This is a genomic window from Aquimarina amphilecti (genome assembly GCF_900109375.1).
Taxonomy (GTDB): Bacteria; Bacteroidota; Bacteroidia; order Flavobacteriales; family Flavobacteriaceae; genus Aquimarina; species Aquimarina amphilecti.
This window is the reverse complement of record NZ_FOAB01000005.1, coordinates 376320-401330: the sequence shown is the minus strand read 5'-3', so window position 1 is coordinate 401330 and position 25011 is coordinate 376320. Positions and strand designations below refer to the sequence as shown.

Genomic DNA, 25011 nt, shown 5'->3' with positions numbered 1-25011 from the left:
AATATTTGTATAAGAAATGACAAAAAATAGATTACATATTATGCCGAAATCACTGTTTAGTCAGTGTGATTACCGATGGATAGAAGTATCTAAAGCCGGTAAAAGGACGCTTTGTAACTATTTTTGACTATTATTTTGATATGATTTAAAGATAAAAAAACAGATATAGTACAAGCGTCCAAGAAATTGGACGCTTTTTTTATTAAAAAATTTAAAAAAATGTATAAAAGTTAATTAAAACATAAAGAATAGTATTTGGAAAGTAAGCATCAGAGAGACAGACGATTGCAAAAATATCCAAAATTCGTTGAAAAACGAACAGTCATCCCTATGTCTAAAATTTAAATTAACTATCTGATTATCAATAAAATAAACTCAAAAAACATTTGGAGATTAAGAAAAAGTTTTGATCTTTGCATCGTAATCATAACACAACATAATATCGATAATGATTACGGATTTAATAAAACAAATAAATTAAAATGATACCGAATAATTTACAACATAACGTAACCCGTCTCTTTAGCAAACAAAGAGAATATTGTTCCGATTGGAATATACACGGTGTCTATTATATAGAAAGGAAACGTATGCGATTATAAACCGACATACAACCACAAGATATATAAAGGCGCCCGAATAAGGCGCCTTTTTTTATTTACATAGTTCATTGACATACTGAAAACCAAAATTGACACGTAGCTTAACTGGAAAAGCACTCGACTTTTAATCGAGGTGATGTGGGTTCAACTCCCTCTGTGTCAACTTTAAGGAGAATAGGCAAATACTGGTTTGTTGCGCTTGTCTGCTAAACAAGTCTGCATGATTGCAGTGAAGGTTCAATTCCTTTGTTCTCCGCAATATTGATACTGTAGCTTAACTGGTAAAGCTAAGAGCTGTTAACTCTTAAGATGTGGGTTCAAATCCTACTGGTATCGCTAAGACAAGGTGGCTGAATGGTTAAGGCTACGGACTGCAACTCCGTTTTTTACAGGTTCGATTCCTGTTCTTGTCTCTAAAAATGGAAGTATTGAGCAATTGGTTGGCTCTCCAGACTGTAAATCTGGCCTCTTCGGAGCTTGTAGGTTCAAATCCTACTACTTCCACAAAATTTGTAAAGCGTCTATAGTGCTATGGTAGCACGTAACTTTAGTCTAGGTTCTAATCCTGATGGACACGTAAAATAATAATCAGTTTCTCTTTTCTTGAGAACACATAGTATCGTAGCACAGTGGCTAGTGCACCCGACTGTCTCTCGGAAGGTCGCGGGTTCGAATCCCGTCGGTACTGCAAAGCAGGACTCTGGATGAGAAGTTTATCCTGAGCTAGGTCGAAGGGAATCCCGTCGGTACTGCTAAAAACGGAAGAGCAAGCCAATAGGTGGTGGCCGCAGTCTTGAAAACTGTTAGGAGCTAATGACTCGTGTGGGTTCGATTCCCACTTCTTCCGCTATATAATCTGGGAAGATAACGGTGGTTGTTTACTCGCCTTGGACGCGAGAGGTCGCAGGTTCGAATCCTGCTTCTCAGACGAATTAATTACTTCTAGTTTACTCGAAATGAATCCAAACTGAGACATTGCAAGAAGACGAGGTCAATCCTGCTTCTCAGGCTAAATTTATATCCATAATGTAGCTGAAAGCACAAAGGGTTTTTATCCCTAAGTCTAATTTCAAATCTTGGAGGATATATAAATGCTCTGTTCGTATAATGTTTTAGTACACCTCACTTTCTATGAGGAAACTAGGAGTTCGATTCTCCTACAGAGTACAATTTTAATACAGGAATGGCGGAACTGGCATACGCGCTTGACTTAGAATCAAGATACTGAGAGTTCGAATCTCTCTTCCTGTACACATACTCCGCTAGCCCAAATGGCAGAGGCATCTGGTTTAAGCCCAGTTCAGTCTTGGTTCGAATCCAAGGTGGAGTACAAAACAAGCTCATGGTGTAAATGGAAGCACCCAAGGTTACGATCCTTGAAGTATAGGTTCAAATCCTATTGAGCTTACAAATTGACCTGTGATGTAACGGTAGCATCCAAGACTTTGACTCTTGGTGTAAAGGTTCGAACCCTTTCAGGTCATCAGAATAAGGTATAACTCAGTGGCAGAGTACCGCGCTTGTATCGCGGGAGTCTTGGGTTCGATTCCCAATACCTTAGACATTACATATATAAAATGGTAAAATTTATATGAATAGTTGATTTTATACTATTAACTCTCATTTTTTTTGCTTTTTCTTATACCTAAAAATATAACAATTCCTCCTGTAAAGAACATTAACAAACTATACACGGCAGGAGCAATTGCAAAAGAAGTATTATGGAGTATTGCAATAGCAACTGATATTGCTAAAGTACCATTCTGAATTCCAGATTCTATAGCAATTGACATTGCTCCTTTTTGATGGACTCGAAATAATTTTGCAGAGTAGTATCCTATAGCCATTGTGAATATATTTAGTAACAAAGCAACTAATCCGGCTTCTTGAAGATACGACATAAAATTATCTTTTTCTTTAATCAAAATACCAACGATAACTAAAGCTAATACTATAGCAGAAGCTACTTTTACGGGCTTAGCCATTCTTAAGGCAAAAGGTTCATTATATTTTCTAATAATCATACCAATGCTTACTGGTACAATTATAATCACTAAAATCTGAATAATAGTTTCAATTACATTTAGTTGAATCGTTTGATCCTCCGATAAGAAGTAAAGTAATGAGAAATTAACAATGAACGGTATTGTTATGATAGTGATTAAACTACTAAATGCCGTAAGCGTCACCGACAAAGCGATGTCACCTTTAGCTAGATGGGATATTAAATTAGAAGTTGCTCCACCTGGGCAAGCTGCTAATATCATAATACCAATAGCTATTTCTGGCTTTAGCGAAAATACAGAAGCTAGAATAAAACCAACGAGTGGTAAAATTATAAGCTGGTTCGCTAATCCAACTAAAATAGCTTTTGGATAAATAAGAATTCTTTTAAAATCAGATACTACGAGAGACAGCCCCATCCCTAACATGATAATAAATAGAGATGCAGCTAAAATAATCGTCGAGATATTATCCATAAACTTTGTTTTCTAATCTATGGACTAATATAAAAATTTATTTATCAATACTCTGAATATCAAACAATACAAAAACAATAAAATGGTGTCTCTAGCTTATCTGGTAAAGCGCCTCACTGTGAATGAGAAGAACAGGGTTCGAGTCCCGGAGTACACCCTAAAAGGAATAGTAGCAAAGATGGTCAATGCGTCGGATTGAAGATCCGAAGATATAGGTTCAAATCCTATCTGTTCCACTAACAATTAAATTTTAAACTATGAAAAACAATCTATTACAAAGGTTTTTATGCAAAACTGAAGACACAGGAAGGTTCATAGTTCAATCCAAAATTACTGGTATTATCTACTTCGTAGAACCAATAGATAATGGCAAACCAGATAAACTTTGGGGTGATCTGGATCCTGCCACAAAAAAAATCACCGGTGATTACGGAAATTCTAGAAGAGGTGCTGTTAAAAAGGAAGAATCCTTAATTCTGAAAGAAAATGGATTTAAAAACATTTCTATTTTTCGTGGAAGCCCTCTGGGTGAAATCGATAGACGTGATCACGAATATGAGCTATTAAATAATCCATAAGTAATAATATGATGTAAAAATTAATATCATGAAAACACAACCAACAATTATCAAAGAAAAAACAACAAACGGTTTACAAAATTTACTTTTAAAATGGGCATCTAAGTATATCAATAGTATGACTAAAGCACTATATCCTGATACGGATACTGTAAAAAGTAGAAACGATAAAAATCGAATTTTTTATAAATAAATAATTACTACGCAAATACATTGCGCTTTTACATTAAATATTTGCAGAGTAATTAAACAAACCTTCTTTTATAAGGGGTAAAAAAACGAAGGTTTGTAGTAGCACCCTGCTATTAAGTAAGGGGAATAAATAGCAGGGCTTTTGATAAAAAACATGATTATGAATACTAAAAAAACATCTAAAACTATTGATATAGATCAATTCTTAGAAAACAATAAAGAATTTTGGAGAGATTTAGAAACATACTGTGTTGCTGAATGCTGTGGAATTGATGCTTTTGATTTTTCAAAAGAACATATAGAAAAAACTGTTTCTTTTTATAATTCTAAAGACGTCCTATCCAATATAGATGAGGTCATTTTATTTATAAATACAAACCCCTTAAAGCTTATGAGTAGTTCAATTTTGAACCATTGCGCTTCAAAAGAAAAATTTATTGAACTCTTTAAAAATATCAAGCAAGTCTTGTTGGGTGTTTCTATATAGCACTATTGTATGAAGTATTGCAGATTTGTATGATCACTTCATATCCAACTTGCCTTGAAGGTTTGACTATTAACCAAATAATAGTCTCGACTCTGTGGGTCGTGGGTTCGACTCCCACTCTGCCTCAGGCAGATAGTTCAGTGGTTAGAACAACAGACTTATTGGATGCACGGGTTCGATTCCCGTCAAAGCACCATTTGCTTTGTAGCTCAGTAGGTAGAGCACTACACTTTTAATGTAGCCAAAATGGACTCAAAATCCGTTTTAATGAAGTTCGGGTTATCTTCTAAAACTAATCCACGGCTTGTCACGCTGTAAAAATGACAAAAACGTTGGCTAGTAGATCAGTTCTTATGCTACTCTTGGAACAAGGACAGTCTTAAAGGTTCTTTGAGATATTTAGAATGATGGTGCTAAGAAGTGGTTACTTTTTTGAATCCAGATTTTAGAATAATAGTATTTTTTAATACCTATTCTTCTATCTCGATACTAAAAACTAATTATAGAAAATATCACATACTACTTTCTCCGTACTGGAAAGATGGTTTGCTTTCAACGTTTTTAACTAAAAAATCTTTTAAATATGCTTGATAGGCATAAAAGGAAATAGATAACACCTCTGTTACAGAGTTATCAGATCAATTAATGTTAAATCTGTCTGTTAGAAAACAGACTCAAAAATTAAAAAAAATGAAAAGAGTAAGAATCAACGCTGGTAAAGTAGGCTTGGTTTTCAGAAAAGGAGATTACAGCCGTGTAATAACCCAAGGAATCCATTGGGTTGGATTTAACGAGCAGGTAATACAATATGATCTTTCTAAACCTTTTTCAACACCAATAGCGCTGGAACTCTTACTACAAGATAAGGCGTTAGAAGATATGCTACATGTTATTGAGGTAAAGGATAGTGAAATTGTATTAGTTTATGAGAACGGAAATTTTAAAAGCGTATTCTCCGCTGGAAGATATACACTCTGGAAAGGATTGATAGAGTATGAATTTACAAGAATAGATCTTGGTAAAATTTATATTACCGAAAAAATCGATAAATCTTTATTCAGCAATTATATGCTCAATAAATATATCCGAGTTTTTGAAGTTGCTGCATATGAAAAAGCTGTGTTGATTATTGATGATGTATTCGCAAAAATATTGGATAGCGGAACATATCGTTTCTGGAGAAATGATACAACTATCAAAATTGCTAAAGCCGATCTAAGACAGTTACAGCTAGAAATCTCTGGTCAAGAATTATTGACTAAAGATAAAGCAGCAATTCGTATCAATTTCTATATACAATATAAAGTTGTAGATATTGAAAAAGCATTGCTTGATAATAAAGAATACGAAAAACAATTATACATCGCGATGCAATTAGCTCTTAGAGCTTTCGTAGGGAATTACACCTTAGATGAACTTTTGGAACGTAAAGATAGTATGGCAGAAGCTATATTGGAAACTACCAAAAATCAAACAAACAAACTAGGTGTAAGAGTATTGAATTGTGGTATTAGGGATATAATCTTAACTGGTGAAATGAAAGAAATCATGAACCAAGTACTAGTAGCACAAAAGAGAGCTCAAGCTAATATCATTACTAGACGTGAGGAAACCGCATCTACTAGAAGTTTGTTAAATACAGCTAAACTAATGGAAGATAACGAAATGCTCTACAAGCTTAAAGAAATGGAGTACGTAGAAAAAATCGCTGAAAAAATTGGCGAGATCACAGTTTCAGGTAATGGTGGAATGGTGAAACAATTGAAAGACATATTCTCTGTGAATAGGTAGGTGTGAAAAAGAATGCACTGGTTACTATAATCAGTGCATTTTTTATTTTTAATAAGTAAATCTAAACTAGCAATTTTAAACTTTCAGGTAAAAAATAGAGAAAAACAAAAAAGAGCGTCTCCACGCTCTTTTTCTTCACACAAATCATCTTAATTTAGGGGCTTATTCTAAAATTAAAACTCACTTTTTTTAAAATGCTTTCATCTTGGGGGAAATGTAAGCGCTAACTCATTAACTCTGGTGTAAAGATACAGCTATTTTTCAATCTACCAAACTTTTTGTGTATTTTATCTAAAATAAGTGCGTTTTAACATTAAAAAATAATATAAAAATTACATATCGTAGTCTTTTTCCTTCATTTTTGTTGATTTTAAAAAATATTCTCAATGTTGGTAGGGTATATTGTTTTCACTTTGTTTTAGGATTGTGAATTTCAAAAAACAACTAATAAAACGAGATGAGTAAAAAGGTTATATTTCAGATAGTTATAGTATTTACTATGATTACGATTCATGCTCAAGAGGCTAAAACTGATACTTTAAACACAATAAAAGACAAAACATATAAAAACAGTATTCGATTATTACCACTACCAACATTGTTTGAACGAGGAATAAGTTTAGAATATGAACGTCTTATAAAAAATAACTGGTCCTTAAATATTCAGGCTTTTGGGGCATCTTATAATTCCGATATCTATAGGATTGGTTCGCAACGGTCTGGTCCTTGGACAAATATCGTACGAATAGAAGTTGATAGCAGGTATTATCTTCTAAATCACAAAAAAGCTCCACAAGGTTGGTTTGTCGGTCCTGGAATTATTGGTGGCTATAAGAATATAGATTTTGAAGAATCTAATACCTCCGAAAATCGTGATTATGATAGTTTTATTATCGGAGGAGTTGTTAAATCAGGGTATCAATGGATTTTTAAAAATGGATTCACCTTAGGTACTGCAAGTGGTTTAGCAAGCATATATAGGTTTTCTGGACCAAGAGAAGCAAGTTCTACAGAACTCCTATTAGAGTTTTCTATAGGTTATTCCTGGTAATATTATTAATTTAACATATTATTTATAACCCATTATTATCTTATAATTGACCAAATTTTATACAGAATGCCAGAAAATGTGATTAGTGTATGTGACGAGAAAGTATACGAACAACTGTATAGAGATCATGCTGAAAAGATATGTTATTATCTATATTATAAATATGGTGATATGGAAAAAGCTCAAGACATTGTACAAGATAGTTTTGCAAAACTTTGGACTAATTGTTCTAAAATTATTTTTGGAGCAGCTAAAAGTTTTTTATACAAAATAGCTAATAACGCTTCAATCAACGATTATAAGCATCAAAAAACTGTTTTAAAATATAAGTCCACTGAGCAAAAAAATTACACCAATGAGTCTCCAGAGTTTCAGATGGAAGAAAAGGAGTTCATGCATCGCTTAAATTCAGCTATCGCAGGATTGAAAGATGGGCAAAGAGAAGTTTTTCTTTTAAATCGAATTGAAAAGAAGACATATAAGGAAATTGCAGAAATGCTCAACATTTCTGTGAAAGCTGTAGAAAAAAGAATGCATTTAGCATTAGTAATTTTAAGAAAAAAAATAGGTAACGTATAAATTTACATTGGAAAGTATTAAAGTTTCCTATTAAAGGTATAGTAATAATAAGAACATTATGGAAAAAGATAATTTTCTAGGAAGATGGCTGGCAGATGATATCTCTGAAGAGGAGAAAAAAGAATTCGAAAATTCAAAAGATTATCTTGCTTATAAAGATATTTTAAAAGGTGTTGACAAATTTGATCGCCCTGTTTTTGATATCGACAAAGGATTTGAAAATCAAAAAGAATATAATAAAAGATACAAAAAACCTTCTGGAAAGAAAGTAATTAAATTACGCCCATGGCTGTATGCAGCTGCAGCAGCTATAGTAGTTTTGTTTGGACTAAGAACAGTATTCTTTTCAACTACAGAGATACGTACGGAAATGGCAGAAACTATAACCTTGACATTACCAGATAATTCATTGGTTACCTTAAATGCTGATTCTTCTGTTGAATATGACAAAAGATCTTTTTCTGAAACAAGGGTTATCCATTTAAAAGGGGAAGCTTTTTTTGATGTAGCGAAAGGTTCTAGTTTTACCGTAAAAACTAAAAATGGAGATGTTACTGTATTAGGAACAGAATTCAATGTCTATTCTAGAAATCAATATATAGAAGTACAATGTTTTGAAGGGAAGGTACAAGTAAGTAACTCTAAAGAAACAGTAATTCTAACTCCTGGAAAAGCTATTAAATCTAATTCTGAAGGCGCATTATCTCCTCAAGAAATCAAAGGATCTAAACCTAGTTGGATGCAGGGTAAAAGTACTTTTAATCAAGTTACTTTACAACAACTTATCCAAGAATTAGAAAGACAGTATGACATCCGTATTACAGCGAATGATATTGATACCAAACGCTTATTCTCTGGTTTTTTTGTACACAATGATCTTGATAAAGCGTTGAAAACTTGTTTTGAACCTATGAATATTAGTTATACAGTCAATAATCAACAAAATATATCGTTAAAAAATAAGTGAGATTATTTAAACTAACTACATTTTTAATTTGCTTCTATACTGCTTTAGGTTATTCACAAAATGTGGGTCAACCAAAAGAAATTGAATATAAATCTCTAGAAGAAGTACTAAAAACTTTTGAGAATCAACAACAAATAAATTTCTCCTATGATGTAGAAGCAGCAAAAAATATCTTTTTAAATATAGATAAAGAAAAGCTATCTATTGCATCATTACAAAATGTAATAAAACTTCAGACTTCCTATCTACTCCAGAAAGTAGGTGAAAACGATTACATTTTGATTAAAAACACTAGAGTTATAGATATCTGCGCTATTGTCATGGATGCAGTTTCTAAATTCGAACTACCACACGCAGATATACTTTTAGATAAGAAAACCATTGGTGTTACTGATAAAAAAGGTGTTTTTAAATTGCAGCTTCATCCTTTTGATACTATCTCCATTTCCTATCTAGGTTACCGAAACAAAACAATCAAAATTTCTGAGTTAACCACCAATTGTGACACTATTAGATTACAACCGGAAATACAAAATTTGGGACAAGTTCTGGTAAAAGAATATCTTACCGGAGGTATCCAAAAAAATCAAGATGCATCAATAAATATATCCACAAAAAAACTTCGTATCCTTCCTGGACTTGTAGAGCCTGATGTCTTACAAAGTTTGCAATTATTACCTGGTATTAACAGTCCTACAGAAGACCCTGCTGGATTATACATTCGTGGAGGAACACCAGGACAAAATTTGGTACTTTGGGATGGAATTAAAATGTATCAGAATGGTCATTTTTTCAACCAAATCTCAACTTTTAATCCATTTATAACCAAAAACGTAACTGTATATAGAGGTGGTACCAGCGTGCGTTATGGAGATAGAATATCTGGAGTGGTTGCAATAGAATCTGACGATGATCTTTTGGAAAAAATAAAAACCGGAGGAGGTCTTAATCTTACTCATGTGGATGCTTATATAAAAATTCCTTTATCAAAAAAAATAGGATTTATGATTGCAGGTCGAAGATCTACAACAGATGTTTATCAAAATATAGCCTACAATAATCTAATAAGAAAGGTATTTCAGAATACGCGATCTAACATTCCGGATAATGGTGAAACATCAACGCCAGAAGAACGAAGTCGAGAAGATGATTTTTCTTTTTCTGATAGCAATTTTAAGATTCTTTGGAAACCTAATGATGATAATACTATAAAGTTCAGTTCTATCTTTGCAGAAAATAGACTTGATAACAATAAAACCGTCGTTGTCCCAGAAGTCAATCTTGAAGCAGAAGTACAAGATATACTTAAAATTAGAAATTTTGGGTTTAGTTTTAATTGGGATAAAAAATACCTTGCTGGTGTACATCAAAATGTAAACTTCTATTTTTCATCTTATGATCAACGATATAATAATATAGAAATTCGAACTTTTGGTGATGATGCAACAGAACGTCTAGTTAATAATAATACGGTAAAAGATATAGGAGGTGAATATAGGTTGCACTTACCTATTAGTAAAAAACAATCAGTAGATATAGGATATCAATTCACCTATAATCAAACAGAATTCGAATCGAAAAATATTTTTTCCGATGAAACTGGATTTGAAGAGAGCGGATCTATTATTGATGGAAATGGGACCAATCACACTTTATACTCCGAATATAAATACAAAACATCTAAAACATTTATAAATATTGGTTTGAGAGGATCACAAGTAAGTAACGCTAATGCATTTTTCATAGAACCTCGTATGTTTTCTTCATATGAATTATGGGATAATTTTACGCTTAACACTTCTGCAGAGTTAAAAAACCAACAACTTAATAACTATCTTACGTATAGTAGTGCATTTGGAACAATTCCCACACTTCCTGTTGCTGATAATGTATGGATTCTTTCTAATAATTCTTCAAATAATGAAGATGTAAACATTCCTTTTATTAAGGTTGTAAAGAGCGCTCAATTCACATTGGGAGCTCTATATAGTTATAAAGGTTGGAATTTTGACGTAGAAGGATATTATAAAAAAGTGACCGACATTTCTTCATTAAGTGACCTTGTACTTGATATAGCTGTTCCAGATGATGATGACACTCTTATTTTTTATGGGAAAGAAGAACGAATTGGGATCGATTTTTTATTAAAGAAGAGGATTCATAATTATAGATTCTGGGCAGGTTACTCACTAAGTAAAACCATTACATCTTTTCCTTTTGTTCAAGATTCATATTTTGATGGTAGTTATGATCAACGTCATGTATTTAATTTTTCACAGACTCTAGAAGTTAATAAGTTTGAGTTTGCTTTGGGTTGGAATTATTCATCAGGAAGACCTTTTACTAAAATATTTAGAGATGACAACGACTTAGATGGTGGTGTAACCGATCCTAAAGGTATTAATTCTAGTAGATTTAAACCGTATCACAGATTAGATGCTTCGGTTACCTACAGATTCCCTTTAAGCACATCAAAAAACACAAATGGAATGATTGGGATTTCACTTAGAAATATCTACAACAGAAAAAACACTATTAGTCAAGGATTTAGAGAAAATCAAGATGAGAATTTCAATTTTTACCTTGAAGGTTATGAAAATAAATCTTTACGTTTTACCCCAGATTTTGTTCTTCGCTTTAATCTATAGTTTTAAAAGACACCATCTGTGAATAATCACAGATGGTGTCTTTTATTTTTTTTATTGATTGGCTATTGTCTAGTCAATATTTGTTTAAACTCTCCGTCTTCATCATTCGTTACTATGGTCATAGTATCTCCTAAAAATGTAACTGTTGCCTCTACTTGTGTAGCTTCTGGATCATCAGAAGTAACTTTATACTTATTGTTTCCAAGGTTCTCCCAAGTCCCTGCATAAGTTCCTCCTACCTCACAACTAGAAGCTCCCATCATATAATAAATCCCGCTAAATGTCATGTCGTCCATGACAATTATGGTTTCTGCAAAATCGCAAGCTTCTTGCATCACTTCTGCTCCATTTTCGAATTCCTGTGTTATTCTCCAAGTACCTACAAACGGATCTTGAATGTCTACAGACCCCGTAGCGTCATCGTCTGATTTACATGAGACTAGTAGTGTAGAAATTGTCGTAAATAATAAAATGATTTTTTTCATAATTACTTTTATATTTTTTAAGTGTATGTTTTACCTCTCCTAAAACATACAAAAGCAAAAACACCCTACTTTTTTAAAAACTTAATATATTATTAAACAAGCAGTTAAATTTCACATATTACAAAAGAACTTGATTCAAAAACTATAACATCTTTGAGAATCATTTATAATAGTTATATTTAAAAATTAAAAAACATAGCGCTAAGAAATCGGTGAAATTCTTTAAATTAACCCCATTATTAATACTTTTCTGTTCCATTATTGGTCATTCGCAAGAAGTGGAACTACCAATAACCACTAAAAATCAACCCTTAACAGATATACTAAAAGTTTTTGAAAATCAACTAGAGTTCAATTTTTCTTATGATGTAAAAGCTGTTGAAGATGTGTCTTTAGAAGTTCTACAAACAAACCTATCCATTCCTTTTTTACAAAAACTTATCGAGTTACAAACGCCTTACTTATTACAAAAAGTAAGTGAAACTGATTTTATTTTGGTAAAGAATACTAAAGTTGTAGATGTTTGTGCTATAGTTGTGGATGCTGTCTCTCTATTTGAACTTCCACAAGCAGATATTCACCTAAATAAAAAAACTATTGGTCTTACTGAGAATAATGGTATTTTTAAGTTACAACTTCACCCTTCTGACTCTATTAGTATATCTTACTTTGGTTATAAAAACAAAACGATTAATATTTCAGAATTGACTAATAATTCTTGTGACACTATTAGATTACAACCAGAAATTCAAAGCCTAGGACAGGTTTTAGTAAAAGAATACCTTACTGGAGGTATTCAAAAAAATCAGGATGCATCGGTAAACATATCGACAAAAAAACTTAGTATTCTTCCTGGGCTTGTGGAACCAGATGTTTTACAAAGTTTACAGTTATTACCTGGTATAAATAGTCCTACTGAAGATCCTGCTGGATTATATATCCGTGGAGGGACACCCGGACAAAATTTAGTGCTTTGGGATGGAATTAAGATGTATCATAATGGTCATTTTTTTAATCAAATCTCCACATTTAACCCTTTTATTACTAAAAATGTACAAGTCTATAGAGGTGGTACTAGTGTACGCTACGGGGATAGAATATCTGGTGTAATTGTTGTGGAATCTGATGATGACCTTATAGAAGAAGTACAAGCAGGTGGTGGTATTAATTTAACGCATGGAGATCTTTATCTAAAAATGCCTATCTCTAAAAATGCTGGTATCCTATTAGCAGGAAGAAGATCTACAACAGATGTTTATCAGAATATTGCTTATAATAACCTGGTCAGAAAAGTTTTTCAAAATACTAGAGCAACAATTCCTGATGTGGGTGACGAGGTTACCTCGGAAGAAGAATCTAGAGAAGATGATATTTCTTTTTCTGATGTTAATTTCAAACTCGTTTGGCATCCAGACAGTACCTCAACAATAAAGTTAAGTTCTATTCTTGCTGAAAATAGACTTGACAATAAAAAAAATATCGTTATTGATGATAAACGTAATAAAACTCAAGACGTTTTAAAACTAAGAAATATAGGTGCGAGTATAAATTGGGATAAAAACTACAATAACTCTATATACCAAAACGCCAATTTTTACTTTTCATCCTATGATCAGAGATATTCATTTATAATAGATAGAATAGATGATAATGTAACCCAAAATACTAGTATAAAAAATGCTGTAAAAGATATGGGGTTTGAATATTCTGTTCGGTTTACTTTGGCTAATAATCACTCCCTTCATACAGGATATCAATTTTCGTATAATGAATCAAGTTATAAAGCATTATTTGATACAGGTTTTGGAGATGATGACCCAAACACTTTAGATGGTAATGGGACCAATCATACGTTATACTCCGAATATCAATACAAAACGCCCAAAACTTATCTAAACCTAGGATTTCGAGCATCTCAATTAAGTAATGTGAAAGATTTTTTTATCGAGCCTCGTATGTTTGCCTCTTATGAGTTATTCAAAAATTTTACTATAAATACTTCTGCTGAGTTGAAAAACCAACAACTTAATAATTACCTAACCAATATTAGTACTGAGGACGGAAGGCTATCTACATTACCAGTTTCCGATAATGTTTGGATTCTTTCTAATAACTCTTCTATCAATAATATTGATACGCCACGTATTAGAGTTTTAAAAAGTATGCAATTTACAGTAGGTGGTTTATATACATATGACGGCTGGAATTTTGATTTAGAGGGTTACTATAAGAAAATAACTGACGTTTCATCTCTTAGCGATATTATATTAGATATTGCCACTCAAGATGATGTTGAAACTGATATATTTTATGGAGAAGAAGAACGAATAGGTTTTGATTTGTTAGTTAAAAAAAGGATTCAAAACTATAGATTCTGGGCAGGGTATTCACTTAGTAAGACAATTACATCTTTTCCGTTGGTCCAGAATACATACTATAATGGAAATTTTGATCAACGGCATGTTTTCAACCTATCACAAACGTTAATTCTAAACAATTTTGAAATTGCTCTGGGTTGGAATTATGCTACAGGAAGGCCTTACACAAAAATTGTGGCAGATAGCGATGCTATATTAGGAGGTACTATAGATCCAAATGGTATTAATTCTAGTAGATTTAGAGATTATCATCGATTAGATGCTTCTGCTGTTTATCGGTTTAAGTTGAATAAAGAAAAGGATTGGAATGGTATGATTGGAATTTCTATTAGAAATCTTTATAATAGAAAAAATATAATTGGACAAGATTACAAAGAATTTACGGATTCTAATTTTAATAGAACGTTAGAAACTTCTCAAAATGAATCTTTACGTTTTACACCGGATATTGTATTGCGATTCAATTTTTAGTATAAAAAAACAAAACTGTAAAAATATACAGTTTTGTTTTTTTTAAATATTAAACCCTGGTTAATATCTGTTTAAACTCACCATCTTCATCATTGGTTACTGCTGTCATTGTATTACCAGAAAAAGTAATGGTCGCTTCTACAGCTTCAGCTCCATCCACATCCGAAGTAATCTTGTATTTATTATCCCCTAAGTTTTCCCAGGCACCTGTAAATGTATCTTCCAATACACAAGTACCATTTTCCATAACATGACTGGTAACACTAAATTTTTCATCTTCTGTTACTGTAAGAACATCCTGTAAGTCGCAGGTCTCGATAGTCACTTCTACTCCATCCTCAAACTCCTGAGTTATTTTCCAATCTCCAATAAATTTGTCCTGTGCATCTACTGGTCCAGAATTATCATCATCAGAACTGCAAGATGTAAACAAAATCGAAGTGGCTACGGTTAATAATAAAATGATTTTTTTCATGATTGTTTTTTTAAGTTTTTAAAATTTTTACAACCCTAAAACATATATCTATCAAAACACCCTAAAAAAACATTCAATAAAAAATAAATTAAATCATAAATAATTCGTAATCATTTATTTACAAAATAAATAACTTTAATTAAGTTTAAAAAACAAGTAGTTTTACATTCTTTGAAGTAATAGTAGTATAGATAATTCAACTAATAAAGTTAGAAAAACAAAAAAGAGCGTCTCCACGCTCTTTTTCTTCACACAAATCATCTTAATTTAGGGGCTTATTCTAAAATTAAAACTCACTTTTATAAAAACTTTCATCTTGGGGAAAATGAAAGTACTAACTTATTAACTCTGGTGTAAAGATACAGCTATTTTTCGATTTACCAAACTTTTTGTGTATTTTACCCCAAATAAATGCTTTTAAGCATAAAAAAATAAATAAAAATAATAAAATGTAGTATAAAACTTACAATTTATATTATTCGATATGATTAGGAAATTACTTATTAAAAACAAAAAGAGGATAGATTATTAATATTTCAGAGATAATGAAAAACAAAAAAGAGCGTCTCCACGCTCTTTTTCTTCACACAAATCATCTTAATTTAGGGGCTTATTCTAAAATTAAAACTCACTTTTTATAAATGTTTTCATCTTGGGGGGAATGAAAACGCTAACTCATTAACTCTGGCGTAAAGATACAGCTATTTTTCAATCTACCAAATTTTTTATGTGTTTTGTCTAAAAAAAACGTATTTAAACTTATTAATCTGATTTAAACATCAAATTTTGTACGTTTTTACTTACAAATATTAATAACGTATTATATTAACATAGTTTAAAATTCAATTAAGGGAAAATTCCGCTATATTTAGGGTATTCTATCTTTTATAAAAGTTACACCCCGATAATATATTATAAATATTCAAGGACAGATACTCTGAATGTCCTTAAAAACTCGGAGTTATATCAATTTAAAATCTATAATCATGTTAAAAAAAATTTCAAACTTAGAGGGAGTTCAAAAATTAAACAAACATCAACAAAGGAGAATCAAGGGTGGAATTACTTCTTGTTCATCTGATTCAGAATGTGTAAGTGCCGGAGGTCCTGGCTGCATTGCAGCTTGCTATCCAGTAGGTTGTATTTTTGATCTAAATACCTGTTTTATTTTAGGCGGAGGAGGTTTAGGATAGAAGATCTTAAAAATCAGTAGGCGATGTAATCAAAAACTATCGCCTACTGATTCGATAAAAACTCATTTGTTATCTCTTAATAATTCAATAACTCTTCTATTTTCTTTTTTACTTTTTCTGTAGATGGAATCATTGTTTGTTCTAGTGTACTATTTAGCGGGATAGCCGGCATATTCTCAGAACCAATAGTCATCACAGGGGCATCCAAATAGCGAAAACATTCTTCTTGGATTTTTCCTGACAAAGCTCTAGCAAAAGAATTGTTAGTAGGTTCTTCTGTCACGACCAAACATTTCTTAGTTTTCTTTACTGATTCCATAATAGCATTCTCATCCAACGGATATAAGGTACGTAAATCTATAATCTCCACGGCCTCTTTTATATCCTTAGTAGCATTTAGCGCCCAATGCACTCCCATTCCATATGTAACTACGGTTAGTGTTTCAGTTTCATCTTGTGGCCATATTTGTTGCACAACATTGGCTTTACCAAATGGTAGCATATAGTCTTCAGAAGGTTCTATAGTTCTGGCAGCATCAGTACCCTTCACTTTGGACCAATACAATCCCTTATGCTCTAAAATAACAACTGGATTAGGGTCATAATATGCCGCTTTCATTAACCCCTTGAGATCTGCTCCATTACTTGGATATGCAATTTTGATTCCTCTGATATTAGTAACCACTGATTCTACAGACGAGGAATGATACGGCCCCCCACTACCATATGCTCCAATAGGAACTCTTAAGATCATAGAAACAGGCCATTTTCCATTTGATAAATAACAAGATCTACTTACTTCTGTAAATAATTGATTCAATCCTGGCCATATATAGTCTGCAAATTGTACCTCTACAATAGGTTTTAATCCTACTGCAGACATCCCTACAGTGGATCCAACTATAAATGCTTCTTGTATTGGTGTATTAAATACTCTTTCATCACCAAACTTTTGTGCTAATGTTGCCGCTTCTCTAAATACTCCTCCTAATCTTCCTCCTACATCCTGACCATATAATAAACATTCTTTGTGCTTCTTCATAAGCTCTTCTACCGCAAACAAAGCACAATCTACCATTACTACTTCTTCCTTTTCCTTAGGAGATCTTTCACCGGTTTCTTCGATAATTGGTGTTGGTGCAAAATCATGTGTAAACAGATCTTCTGGTGTTGGATCTTCGGCTTTCATAGCTTCTTGAAGATCTTTCGCAACAGTTTGTTTTGCATTATCTTCAATATGATTTACCTCTTCTTCTGTAAAACCAGCTTCTAACAGTTGATTTCGTAATACGGGATAAGGATCTCTAGAACGAGCTTCGTCAAGATCATCTCTATACCATTCCATTCTCACTCCTGAAGTATGATGATTTAGTAACGGAACTCTAGCGTGAATTAAAATAGGTCTTCTCTCCTCCCTGATAATTTGAATAGCCTTTTCTACTGCTATATAACTTTCTGTAAAATTAGCTCCATCAATTGTAATGGCCTCTAATCCATGAAATCCTGCCGCATACTCATAAGCACTTTGCGCTCTTGTTTCTGCTTCGTTAGCAGAAATATCCCAACCATTATCTTGAACTAAGTATAATATCGGTAATTGTTTTAAAGCAGCCATCTGAAAAGCTTCTGCAATTTCTCCTTCTGTTACCGAAGCATCACCTAAAGAACATACAACGAAAGGCTTGTCTTTTAAATTTTTATTATTTAAACCTACTAATTCTTTATACTGCATTCCTAAAGCTACACCTGTAGAAGGAATGGCTTGCATACCAGTTGCAGACGATTGATGAGGAATTTTTGGTTTGTCATTATCATTTAGACTTGGATGCGAATAATATGTTCTTCCTCCAGAAAAAGGATCATCTTTCTTTGCCAACAATTGTAGCATCAGATCGTAGGGTTTCATCCCTATCCCCAATAACATAGAATCATCTCTATAATAAGGAAAAGCATAATCCTGAGGTAATAATTGCATAGCTACTGCGATCTGAATTGCTTCATGACCTCTGGATGTTGCATGGACATATTTTGAAACTGTCTTAAAATTTTCTTCATATAGTTCTGTCATACTTTTAGCAGTACAAAGCGTACTAAAGGCTTTTTTGAGAACTTCTTTTGCTATTGTTGTTGAGGCTACCATGTATCCTTATTTTTTTAATCTACAATTCATGAATTACTTAGTATTCGTAATAACTTTTATCCTACCTTCTCTTCTATAGAAACAGGTAATATCCAATTAAACTTATCTTCTATTTTTTGAGTTTTGATACCATCAAGTGTATTTTTTACATCTTGACTCACAGGGTTATCATTAGACAATGTAAGTACCTCATCCTTATACCCTATTGCTTCTATCATGGCTATAGCAACTGCAGTTCCTGTACCAAAAGCTTCTTCTAATTTTCCTTCCTTGGCATGTCCTATTAACTCATCAATTGTGATAGGACGTTCTTCTACTTCAAAACCTTTATCTTTCAACAAAGAAATAACACTATCTCTGGTAATTCCTTTTAAGATGGAACCACTTGTAGATGGTGTGATGAATTTACCTCCTATTTTGAAAAATATATTCATTGTTCCTACTTCTTGAATATATTTATGTTCATTAGCATCTAACCATAATACTTGATCATATCCTTTTGCTTTAGCTTTTTCCGTTGGGAGAATTGCTGCGGCATAGTTACCTGCTGCTTTTGCTTCTCCTGTACCACCATCTGCAGCTCTTATGTATTCAGTTTCTGCATATAATCTAATTTTTTTTGTAAAAAATGGTCCTGCTGGTGAGCAGATTACGATGAACTTATAACTTGTAGCTGCTCGCATACCTATAAAAGGTTCATCTGCGTACATAAAAGGCCTAAGATATAAAGCACTACCATCCTGAGGAGGAATCCAATTATGTTCTACTCCAACAATCTGTTTTACTGCTTCAACAAATAAATCTACCGGAACTGAAGGCATTCCTAATCTAGCAGCACTGTGATTAAAACGTTTGGCATTTTCTTCTGGTCTAAATAATAATGGTGTATTCTCATTCCCTACAGTGGCTTTCATTCCTTCAAAAATAGCTTGTCCGTAGTGTAATGCCATTGCCGCAGGGTGCGTTGGTATTAATTCTAATGGTTCAACTCTGGGATTGTTCCAGGATCCATTTTTATATTCACAGATAAACATATGATCCGTAAAAGTTGTTCCTAAAGGAATATTATCAAAATCAATATCTTTTAGTTTTGAATTTGCAGTTTTTGTAATTTTGATTTGTTGTTCCATTCTTATTTTATTTTAATCGCACACTCTATAAAATCGATACTGTTGTTGGGAACTATCGATCTATCGTGTATTTATTATATTTCTCTATTAATATCAAAGGCTTCCAGTTCATCACCTATTTTTCTCAAAAACGATCCTCCTAAAAATCCATCTACAACTCGATGATCAAATGATAATGATAAATACATCATACTTCTTATTGCAATTTCATCTCCATTATTAGTGGTTATAACTTCTGGACGTTTCTTAATAATTCCTAATGCGAGAATAGCAACTTCTGGTTGGTTAATAATGGGAGTTCCCATAAGACTACCAAAAGTTCCCACATTAGATATTGTAAATGTACTTCCGCCTATTTCATCTGGTTTTAATACATTATTCCTTGCACTACCAGCTAAATGATTTACATTTTTTGCTAATCCTAACAAGTTTTTTTCATCTGCATTGCGCACCACCGGTACTATTAAGTTACCACTAGGCAAAGCGGTTGCCATACCTATATTTATATCTTTATGCACAATTATTTTCTTACCATCTACGGATACATTAATCATCGGGAATTCTTGAATTGCTTTAGAAACTGCCTCCACAAAAATTGGAGTAAATGTTAGTTTTTCGCCATATTTTTCTAAAAATTCAAGTTTCGCTTTATTCCGCCAATTCACCATATTGGTAACATCTACTTCTATATAACTCGTTACATGAGGAGAAGTATGCTTAGAATACACCATGTGATCAGCAATCATAGTTCTCATACGATCCATTTCTACCATACGATCTTTTCCTTCTACATAAGAAATTGGAGGTGGATTATACGATGATTTTGGTACAACTGACTGTGGTCTACTAGGTAGTGAGTACTTTCTGTTCTTAAGATAGCCCATAATATCGGTCTTACGAATTCTACCGCCATCTCCAGTTCCTGAAATACTTTGCACTTCTTCTATTGTCAATTTTTCTTTTTGGGCAATACTAATTACCAATGGAGAAAGAAAACCATCATTATCACCTGTATTCTCGATCTTAAAATCAGATTTACTAGTCATTTTTGACTCTAACTTAGTAGATGATTTAGATACTATTCCAGGTTTTGTATTTAATGCTTCTTTATTTTCTAATTTTGAATTATCCTTTTCTGATCTCGATTCATCATTAGCATCAATAATAGCTATTACTTGACCAACTTCAACGATATCATTAGATTGAAATAGTAATTCTGAGATAATACCATTACAAGGAGAAGGCACTTCAGAATCTACTTTATCAGTAGCCACTTCAAGAATGGTTTCATCTTCTTCCACAGAATCACCTACATTCTTTAACCAATTAAGAATGGTTGCTTCTGATATACTCTCACCCATTTTGGGCATTTTTAATTCTATTCTTGACATTTCAGTTAACTAATGTTAGTTAGTTTATTATTAATTTTTCTTTAGTCATCTACCTTTGAAACTAATAAGGCACTATTTTTTATCTTTTAAATTCTTCTAAAGTTTTATAGAAAGCTTCTTGTGTTGGACGATCTTTCGGAATCTCTCTTAAAGGCTCCACTTCTTCTAAAGAATCAAAGCAATCTTCAGGTAATTGTTGGTACAACTTAGTCCCTTTTGTTTTCCATCCAATCATCTCATCGTTTACAGTTTTTATTACTTTCGCCGGATTCCCTACTATCAAACTTCTCTTGGGAAAAATGGTATTTGCTTTTACAAAAGACATTGCTCCAACAATACACTCATCACCAATCTCCGCATCATCCATGATCACTGTATTCATTCCTATAAGACAATTACGTCCTAAATTCGCCCCGTGAATAACAGCTCCGTGTCCAACATGTGCACTTTCTCTTAGCACAATAGATTTTCCGGGAAACATATGCACAGTGCAGTTTTCTTGAACATTTACTCCATCTTCAAGAATAATCTCTCCCCAATCTCCTCGTATTGCTGCTCCAGGGCCTATATAACAATTCTTTCCAATGACAACATTACCCGTTACAGCCGCCAATGGGTGTACAAAACTACTTTCGTGAACTACGGGTATATATCCTTTAAATGAGTATATCATACTTTAATCCTGAATAGAAAAAACTTATTTAAACCGTTTCAAAGTTTCTTTAGTAAAATCACTTAACACTAGTCTACCACTGATGATTGCTCTATCGCCTAATAAAGTATCCCAGTGTTCTGTTCCTTCCCAAAATGCTTTTTTCATATCTCCCATCGCTTCTGGGTTATACGTACATAAATGTTCTGCAAATGCTTTTACTTCTGCATCTAATGTTTCTGTATCCTCAAAAACTTTTGTAAACAACCCTTTATCTCTTGCCCATTCTGCATTATAAAAAGAATTAGCATCTATTGCTATTTGTGTCATTGCGGACAATCCTATTTTACGTTCTACTGCTGGACCTACTACAAAAGGACCTATGCCAACATTTAGTTCACTTAATTTAATTGAAGCAAACTTTGTAGCCATACAATAATCCGTTGCCGAAGCTACTCCAACTCCACCACCAACAGTTTTACCTTGTATACGCCCAATAATAAATTTCGGACATTTACGCATCGCATTAATCACATTTGCAAAGCCAGAGAAAAACACCTTGCCAGTTTCTGCATCATTAATATTTATCAATTCTTTAAAACTTGCTCCTGCACAAAATGTTCTATCACCTCCGCTTTTTAGAACAATAACTTTGATATCATCATTATTCCCTGCATCAGTAATAGTTTGAGCTAACTTCGCTAAAATATCTCCTGGTAATGAATTATGTGCTGGATGAAAGAACTCTATCGTCCCTACCCCATTTTCTACATTTATGTTTACGTATGGTTGTGTCAAACTAAATTTTAATTTTATTTAATTAATCTAATAATCCAAATTGATCAAAGTGATGATTGAGATGCTTTACATTTAATAAGTCCCATTCAAACTTGTTCATTTCACCAAAGACAGCATTTTTAGTAATCACATCAGGGTTTTCCTTAAAATATACATCGAATGAATCCATTGCTTCTAGCAACTTAGATTTCGCTGTTTCTAAATCATCATGAATCAAATCTTCCAATATTCCTTCCTTCATCAAAGGATGATTATGTCCTCTAGGCATTGGTTTATGATTATACACCATCTCTTGTACCTTTTCTAAATATTGTTCTGGTGTTGCAATATCAAAATCTTGTATCTCTCCTGCGGCAATCCTAATTGTTTTTTCTACGTGCTCTAACATATGTTGAGCAGTCATCAAACCCCATTTAGGTTTAGTGTCTTCATTTAACTGAGTTAAATATCCCTTAATATTTGATCGATTTACTTGTACAAATGGTGATTTTTTTTGTACCATCGTTAAAATTGTAGCAATTGCGGTCAATTCATCATCTTGATCAAATACCTCTACGAACCACTTTGCTATTCCACTTGGTAATTCTTTACCTCGATGATCACGATCTATTTTTTGTTTACAAGTTAATCTAACATATACCGTATCATTATGATAGATAGGTCTTAAAAACCTACATTCTTCTAATCCATAATTAGCTGCAACAGGTCCTTTATTTGGATACACGAACAATCCAGCTGCCGCTGCTAGAATAAAATATCCATGTGCTGTACGTTTTTCAAAAATACTCCCCTCTAAGGAAGTTATGTCTGTATGGGCATAAAAGTGATCCCAAGTTAAATTCCCGAAATTGATAATATCGGTATCTGTTATTGTTCTCTTATGAGTTTTGAGTGACATCCCTGGTTGAATATCTTCCCAATGATACGCAAATGGATGTTTATCAGATTCTTTATATTTAGCATTCGCCTGATAAATTCCAGTTACCTCCGTTAAAGTTGTTGGAGTTCCTTGTATTGCACATCGTTGCATATAATGTTTAATACCACGCATTCCTCCCATTTCTTCTCCTCCTCCAGCTCTTCCTGGGCCACCATGCGTAAGCATTGGTAATGGAGAACCATGTCCTGTACTTTGTTTTGCATTTTCTCTATTACCAACCAAAATACGTCCGTGATGAGAAGCCGCTCCTACTACATATTCTTTAGCAATCTGATCATCATATGTAAAAATAGATGAAACTAAAGAACCTTTACCCATCTGAGATAAAGTAATTGCATCCTCTAATGTATCATAAGGCATTATGGTAGACACTGGGCCAAAGGCTTCAATCTCATGAACACCAGTATATTGAAATGGATTGTCTTGCCTCATTAAAATAGGGCTTACAAATGCTCCTTTTTGAGCATCCGCTCCAACTGTTTCAATTTTATCTAAATCACCATAAACTATTTGAGCTGTTTTGGCAATTTCAGTAACGTTATTTCTAAAACTTTCTACTTGTTGTTTACTGGCTAATGCTCCCATTCGAACCTCTTTCAATCGTGGATCTCCAATGGTTACTTTATCTAATTGCTTTCCTAAAGCTATCTGTACATCTTCAACAAGTTTTGATGGTACAATGATTCTACGAATAGCGGTACATTTCTGACCTGTTTTAACAGTCATTTCTTTTCGAACCTCTTTAACAAATAAATCAAATTCTGGGGTTCCAGGCACTGCATCTTCTCCAAGAACACATGCATTTAATGAATCTGCTTCCATAGTAAACGGAACTGATTCTTCTATCAATCTAGGATGCGCTTTTAACACTCTTCCTGTATGCGCAGAACCTGTAAAAGTTACGATATCTTGGGAACCTACAGTGTCTAAAATATTTTTAGTCATTCCACTTAGCAATTGTAACGATCCTTCTGGTAAAATTCCCGAATCTACAATAACCCTAACTACAGCCTCTGTCAAATAAGCTGTTTGGGGTGCTGGCAATACTACTGCAGGCATACCTGCCATCCAGTTTACGGCACATTTTTCTAACATTCCCCATATTGGGAAATTGAATGCATTAATATGTACAGCTACTCCTTTTTTAGGAACTAAAATATGATGTGCCATAAATCTTCCTCCACGCGAAAGATCAATTGGATCTCCTTCTACATGGTATGATTGATTTGGGAATAATTTACGCAGTGATGCATTCGCAAAAAGATTTCCAAAACCACCTTCTATATCAATCCAACTATCTATACGAGTAGCACCAGATCTATAACTTAATTCATAAAACTGTTCTTTTCTTTTTGTTAGAAACAAAGCCAAAGATTTAAGCATGTTTCCTCGTTCCTGAAAAGTCATTTTTCTTAGAATTTCTCCTCCTTTGGTTCTCCCATATTGTAACACTTCAGGAATATCCAAACCTTCCGTTGTCGACAATCCAATAGGGTCTCCGGTTACCGCATCGTGCATTATTAATCCATCTCCTGAACCCGTTGTCCATTTCCCGTTTATATAACTTTCTAGTGTTTTCATAA

The 25011-nt window shown here is 33.1% G+C and carries 19 protein-coding genes and 14 tRNA genes; 24 read left to right on the top strand and 9 right to left on the bottom strand.

Features of this window, described 5'->3' with window-relative positions; genetic code table 11:
* The first annotated feature begins 692 nt into the window (after positions 1 to 692).
* The 12 genes from BMY33_RS15200 to BMY33_RS15165 all read left to right on the top strand — a co-directional run bounded on the left by BMY33_RS15200 (position 693) and on the right by BMY33_RS15165 (position 2163).
* Positions 693 to 765, top strand: a tRNA-Lys gene (locus BMY33_RS15200).
* A gap of 6 nt (positions 766 to 771) precedes the next feature.
* Positions 772 to 858: transfer RNA gene (locus BMY33_RS23525), tRNA-Ser, on the top strand.
* 7 nt (positions 859 to 865) lie between these two features.
* Positions 866 to 938 (top strand) — tRNA-Asn (locus BMY33_RS15195).
* A 4-nt stretch (positions 939 to 942) separates the two neighbouring features.
* A tRNA-Cys gene (locus BMY33_RS15190) sits at positions 943 to 1015 on the top strand.
* An 8-nt stretch (positions 1016 to 1023) separates the two neighbouring features.
* A tRNA-Tyr gene (locus BMY33_RS15185) sits at positions 1024 to 1106 on the top strand.
* Between the two features lie 111 nt (positions 1107 to 1217).
* Positions 1218 to 1290, top strand: a tRNA-Asp gene (locus BMY33_RS15180).
* A 72-nt stretch (positions 1291 to 1362) separates the two neighbouring features.
* Positions 1363 to 1449, top strand: a tRNA-Ser gene (locus BMY33_RS23520).
* Between the two features lie 9 nt (positions 1450 to 1458).
* Positions 1459 to 1530: transfer RNA gene (locus tag BMY33_RS23515), tRNA-Pro, on the top strand.
* A 249-nt stretch (positions 1531 to 1779) separates the two neighbouring features.
* A tRNA-Leu gene (locus tag BMY33_RS15175) sits at positions 1780 to 1853 on the top strand.
* An 85-nt stretch (positions 1854 to 1938) separates the two neighbouring features.
* A tRNA-Arg gene (locus BMY33_RS23510) sits at positions 1939 to 2010 on the top strand.
* A gap of 5 nt (positions 2011 to 2015) precedes the next feature.
* A tRNA-Gln gene (locus BMY33_RS15170) sits at positions 2016 to 2086 on the top strand.
* A 5-nt stretch (positions 2087 to 2091) separates the two neighbouring features.
* Positions 2092 to 2163: transfer RNA gene (locus BMY33_RS15165), tRNA-Thr, on the top strand.
* 52 nt (positions 2164 to 2215) lie between these two features.
* Here the strand turns inward: BMY33_RS15165 and BMY33_RS15160 are convergent.
* The gene (locus BMY33_RS15160) at positions 2216 to 3082 is read right to left on the bottom strand and encodes a bile acid:sodium symporter family protein (protein WP_091410122.1); all 867 of its coding nucleotides are present in this window, start codon (positions 3080 to 3082) and stop codon (positions 2216 to 2218) included.
* Between the two features lie 82 nt (positions 3083 to 3164).
* Here BMY33_RS15160 and BMY33_RS15155 point away from each other — a divergent pair.
* From BMY33_RS15155 to BMY33_RS15115, 10 genes are all read left to right on the top strand, one after another.
* Positions 3165 to 3242: transfer RNA gene (locus tag BMY33_RS15155), tRNA-His, on the top strand.
* Positions 3243 to 3245: 3 nt separating this feature from the next.
* Positions 3246 to 3318, top strand: a tRNA-Phe gene (locus tag BMY33_RS15150).
* A gap of 21 nt (positions 3319 to 3339) precedes the next feature.
* On the top strand, positions 3340 to 3660 hold the full coding sequence (locus BMY33_RS15145) for a hypothetical protein (protein ID WP_091410121.1): 321 nt from the start codon (positions 3340 to 3342) through the stop codon (positions 3658 to 3660).
* 28 nt (positions 3661 to 3688) lie between these two features.
* Positions 3689 to 3853 (top strand): hypothetical protein, encoded by a 165-nt coding sequence (locus BMY33_RS23505; protein ID WP_158594494.1) that lies wholly within the window; start codon positions 3689 to 3691, stop codon positions 3851 to 3853.
* A 159-nt stretch (positions 3854 to 4012) separates the two neighbouring features.
* Positions 4013 to 4339 carry a DUF6331 family protein gene (locus tag BMY33_RS15140; protein WP_091410119.1) on the top strand — a complete coding sequence of 109 codons (327 nt, stop codon included), beginning with the start codon at positions 4013 to 4015 and terminating at the stop codon, positions 4337 to 4339.
* A gap of 690 nt (positions 4340 to 5029) precedes the next feature.
* On the top strand, positions 5030 to 6130 hold the full coding sequence (locus tag BMY33_RS15135) for a slipin family protein (RefSeq protein WP_091410117.1): 1101 nt from the start codon (positions 5030 to 5032) through the stop codon (positions 6128 to 6130).
* Between the two features lie 457 nt (positions 6131 to 6587).
* A complete protein-coding gene (locus BMY33_RS15130; RefSeq protein WP_091410116.1) occupies positions 6588 to 7181 on the top strand; it encodes a DUF3575 domain-containing protein in 594 nt (197 codons plus the stop codon).
* 66 nt (positions 7182 to 7247) lie between these two features.
* Complete coding sequence (locus BMY33_RS15125; RefSeq protein ID WP_091410114.1) at positions 7248 to 7760, top strand: RNA polymerase sigma factor; 513 nt, start codon at positions 7248 to 7250, stop codon at positions 7758 to 7760.
* Positions 7761 to 7818: 58 nt separating this feature from the next.
* Positions 7819 to 8727 (top strand): FecR family protein, encoded by a 909-nt coding sequence (locus tag BMY33_RS15120; protein ID WP_091410113.1) that lies wholly within the window; start codon positions 7819 to 7821, stop codon positions 8725 to 8727.
* On the top strand, positions 8724 to 11375 hold the full coding sequence (locus tag BMY33_RS15115) for a TonB-dependent receptor (RefSeq protein WP_091410111.1): 2652 nt from the start codon (positions 8724 to 8726) through the stop codon (positions 11373 to 11375). The genes BMY33_RS15120 and BMY33_RS15115 overlap by 4 nt, the downstream gene beginning before the upstream one ends.
* A gap of 62 nt (positions 11376 to 11437) precedes the next feature.
* Here BMY33_RS15115 and BMY33_RS15110 read toward each other — a convergent pair whose 3' ends face one another.
* Positions 11438 to 11860: a lipocalin-like domain-containing protein gene (locus BMY33_RS15110; RefSeq protein ID WP_091410109.1), complete on the bottom strand. Its 423-nt coding sequence runs from the start codon at positions 11858 to 11860 to the stop codon at positions 11438 to 11440.
* Between the two features lie 212 nt (positions 11861 to 12072).
* Here BMY33_RS15110 and BMY33_RS15105 point away from each other — a divergent pair, with 212 nt between their 5' ends.
* The gene (locus tag BMY33_RS15105) at positions 12073 to 14709 is read left to right on the top strand and encodes a TonB-dependent receptor (protein ID WP_170837090.1); all 2637 of its coding nucleotides are present in this window, start codon (positions 12073 to 12075) and stop codon (positions 14707 to 14709) included.
* Between the two features lie 49 nt (positions 14710 to 14758).
* Here the strand turns inward: BMY33_RS15105 and BMY33_RS15100 are convergent, their stop codons facing one another.
* Positions 14759 to 15184: a lipocalin-like domain-containing protein gene (locus tag BMY33_RS15100; RefSeq protein WP_091410106.1), complete on the bottom strand. Its 426-nt coding sequence runs from the start codon at positions 15182 to 15184 to the stop codon at positions 14759 to 14761.
* 986 nt (positions 15185 to 16170) lie between these two features.
* Between BMY33_RS15100 and BMY33_RS15095 the strand changes: the two genes are divergently transcribed.
* Positions 16171 to 16377 (top strand): hypothetical protein, encoded by a 207-nt coding sequence (locus tag BMY33_RS15095; RefSeq protein WP_091410105.1) that lies wholly within the window; start codon positions 16171 to 16173, stop codon positions 16375 to 16377.
* Between the two features lie 76 nt (positions 16378 to 16453).
* Here the strand turns inward: BMY33_RS15095 and BMY33_RS15090 are convergent, their stop codons facing one another.
* The 6 genes from BMY33_RS15090 to paaZ all read right to left on the bottom strand — a co-directional run bounded on the left by BMY33_RS15090 (position 16454) and on the right by paaZ (position 25009).
* A complete protein-coding gene (locus BMY33_RS15090) occupies positions 16454 to 18517 on the bottom strand; it encodes an alpha-ketoacid dehydrogenase subunit alpha/beta (protein ID WP_091410103.1) in 2064 nt (687 codons plus the stop codon).
* 56 nt (positions 18518 to 18573) lie between these two features.
* On the bottom strand, positions 18574 to 19647 hold the full coding sequence (locus BMY33_RS15085) for a branched-chain amino acid aminotransferase (RefSeq protein ID WP_091410102.1): 1074 nt from the start codon (positions 19645 to 19647) through the stop codon (positions 18574 to 18576).
* Between the two features lie 74 nt (positions 19648 to 19721).
* Positions 19722 to 21008: a dihydrolipoamide acetyltransferase family protein gene (locus BMY33_RS15080; RefSeq protein WP_244543034.1), complete on the bottom strand. Its 1287-nt coding sequence runs from the start codon at positions 21006 to 21008 to the stop codon at positions 19722 to 19724.
* A 109-nt stretch (positions 21009 to 21117) separates the two neighbouring features.
* Entirely contained in the window at positions 21118 to 21711 is a 594-nt protein-coding gene (locus tag BMY33_RS15075; RefSeq protein ID WP_091410099.1) for an acyltransferase, read from the bottom strand.
* 24 nt (positions 21712 to 21735) lie between these two features.
* On the bottom strand, positions 21736 to 22488 hold the full coding sequence (locus tag BMY33_RS15070; RefSeq protein WP_091410097.1) for an enoyl-CoA hydratase/isomerase family protein: 753 nt from the start codon (positions 22486 to 22488) through the stop codon (positions 21736 to 21738).
* Between the two features lie 22 nt (positions 22489 to 22510).
* Positions 22511 to 25009 (bottom strand): phenylacetic acid degradation bifunctional protein PaaZ, encoded by a 2499-nt coding sequence (paaZ, locus tag BMY33_RS15065; RefSeq protein ID WP_091410096.1) that lies wholly within the window; start codon positions 25007 to 25009, stop codon positions 22511 to 22513.
* Positions 25010 to 25011: the final 2 nt, after the last annotated feature.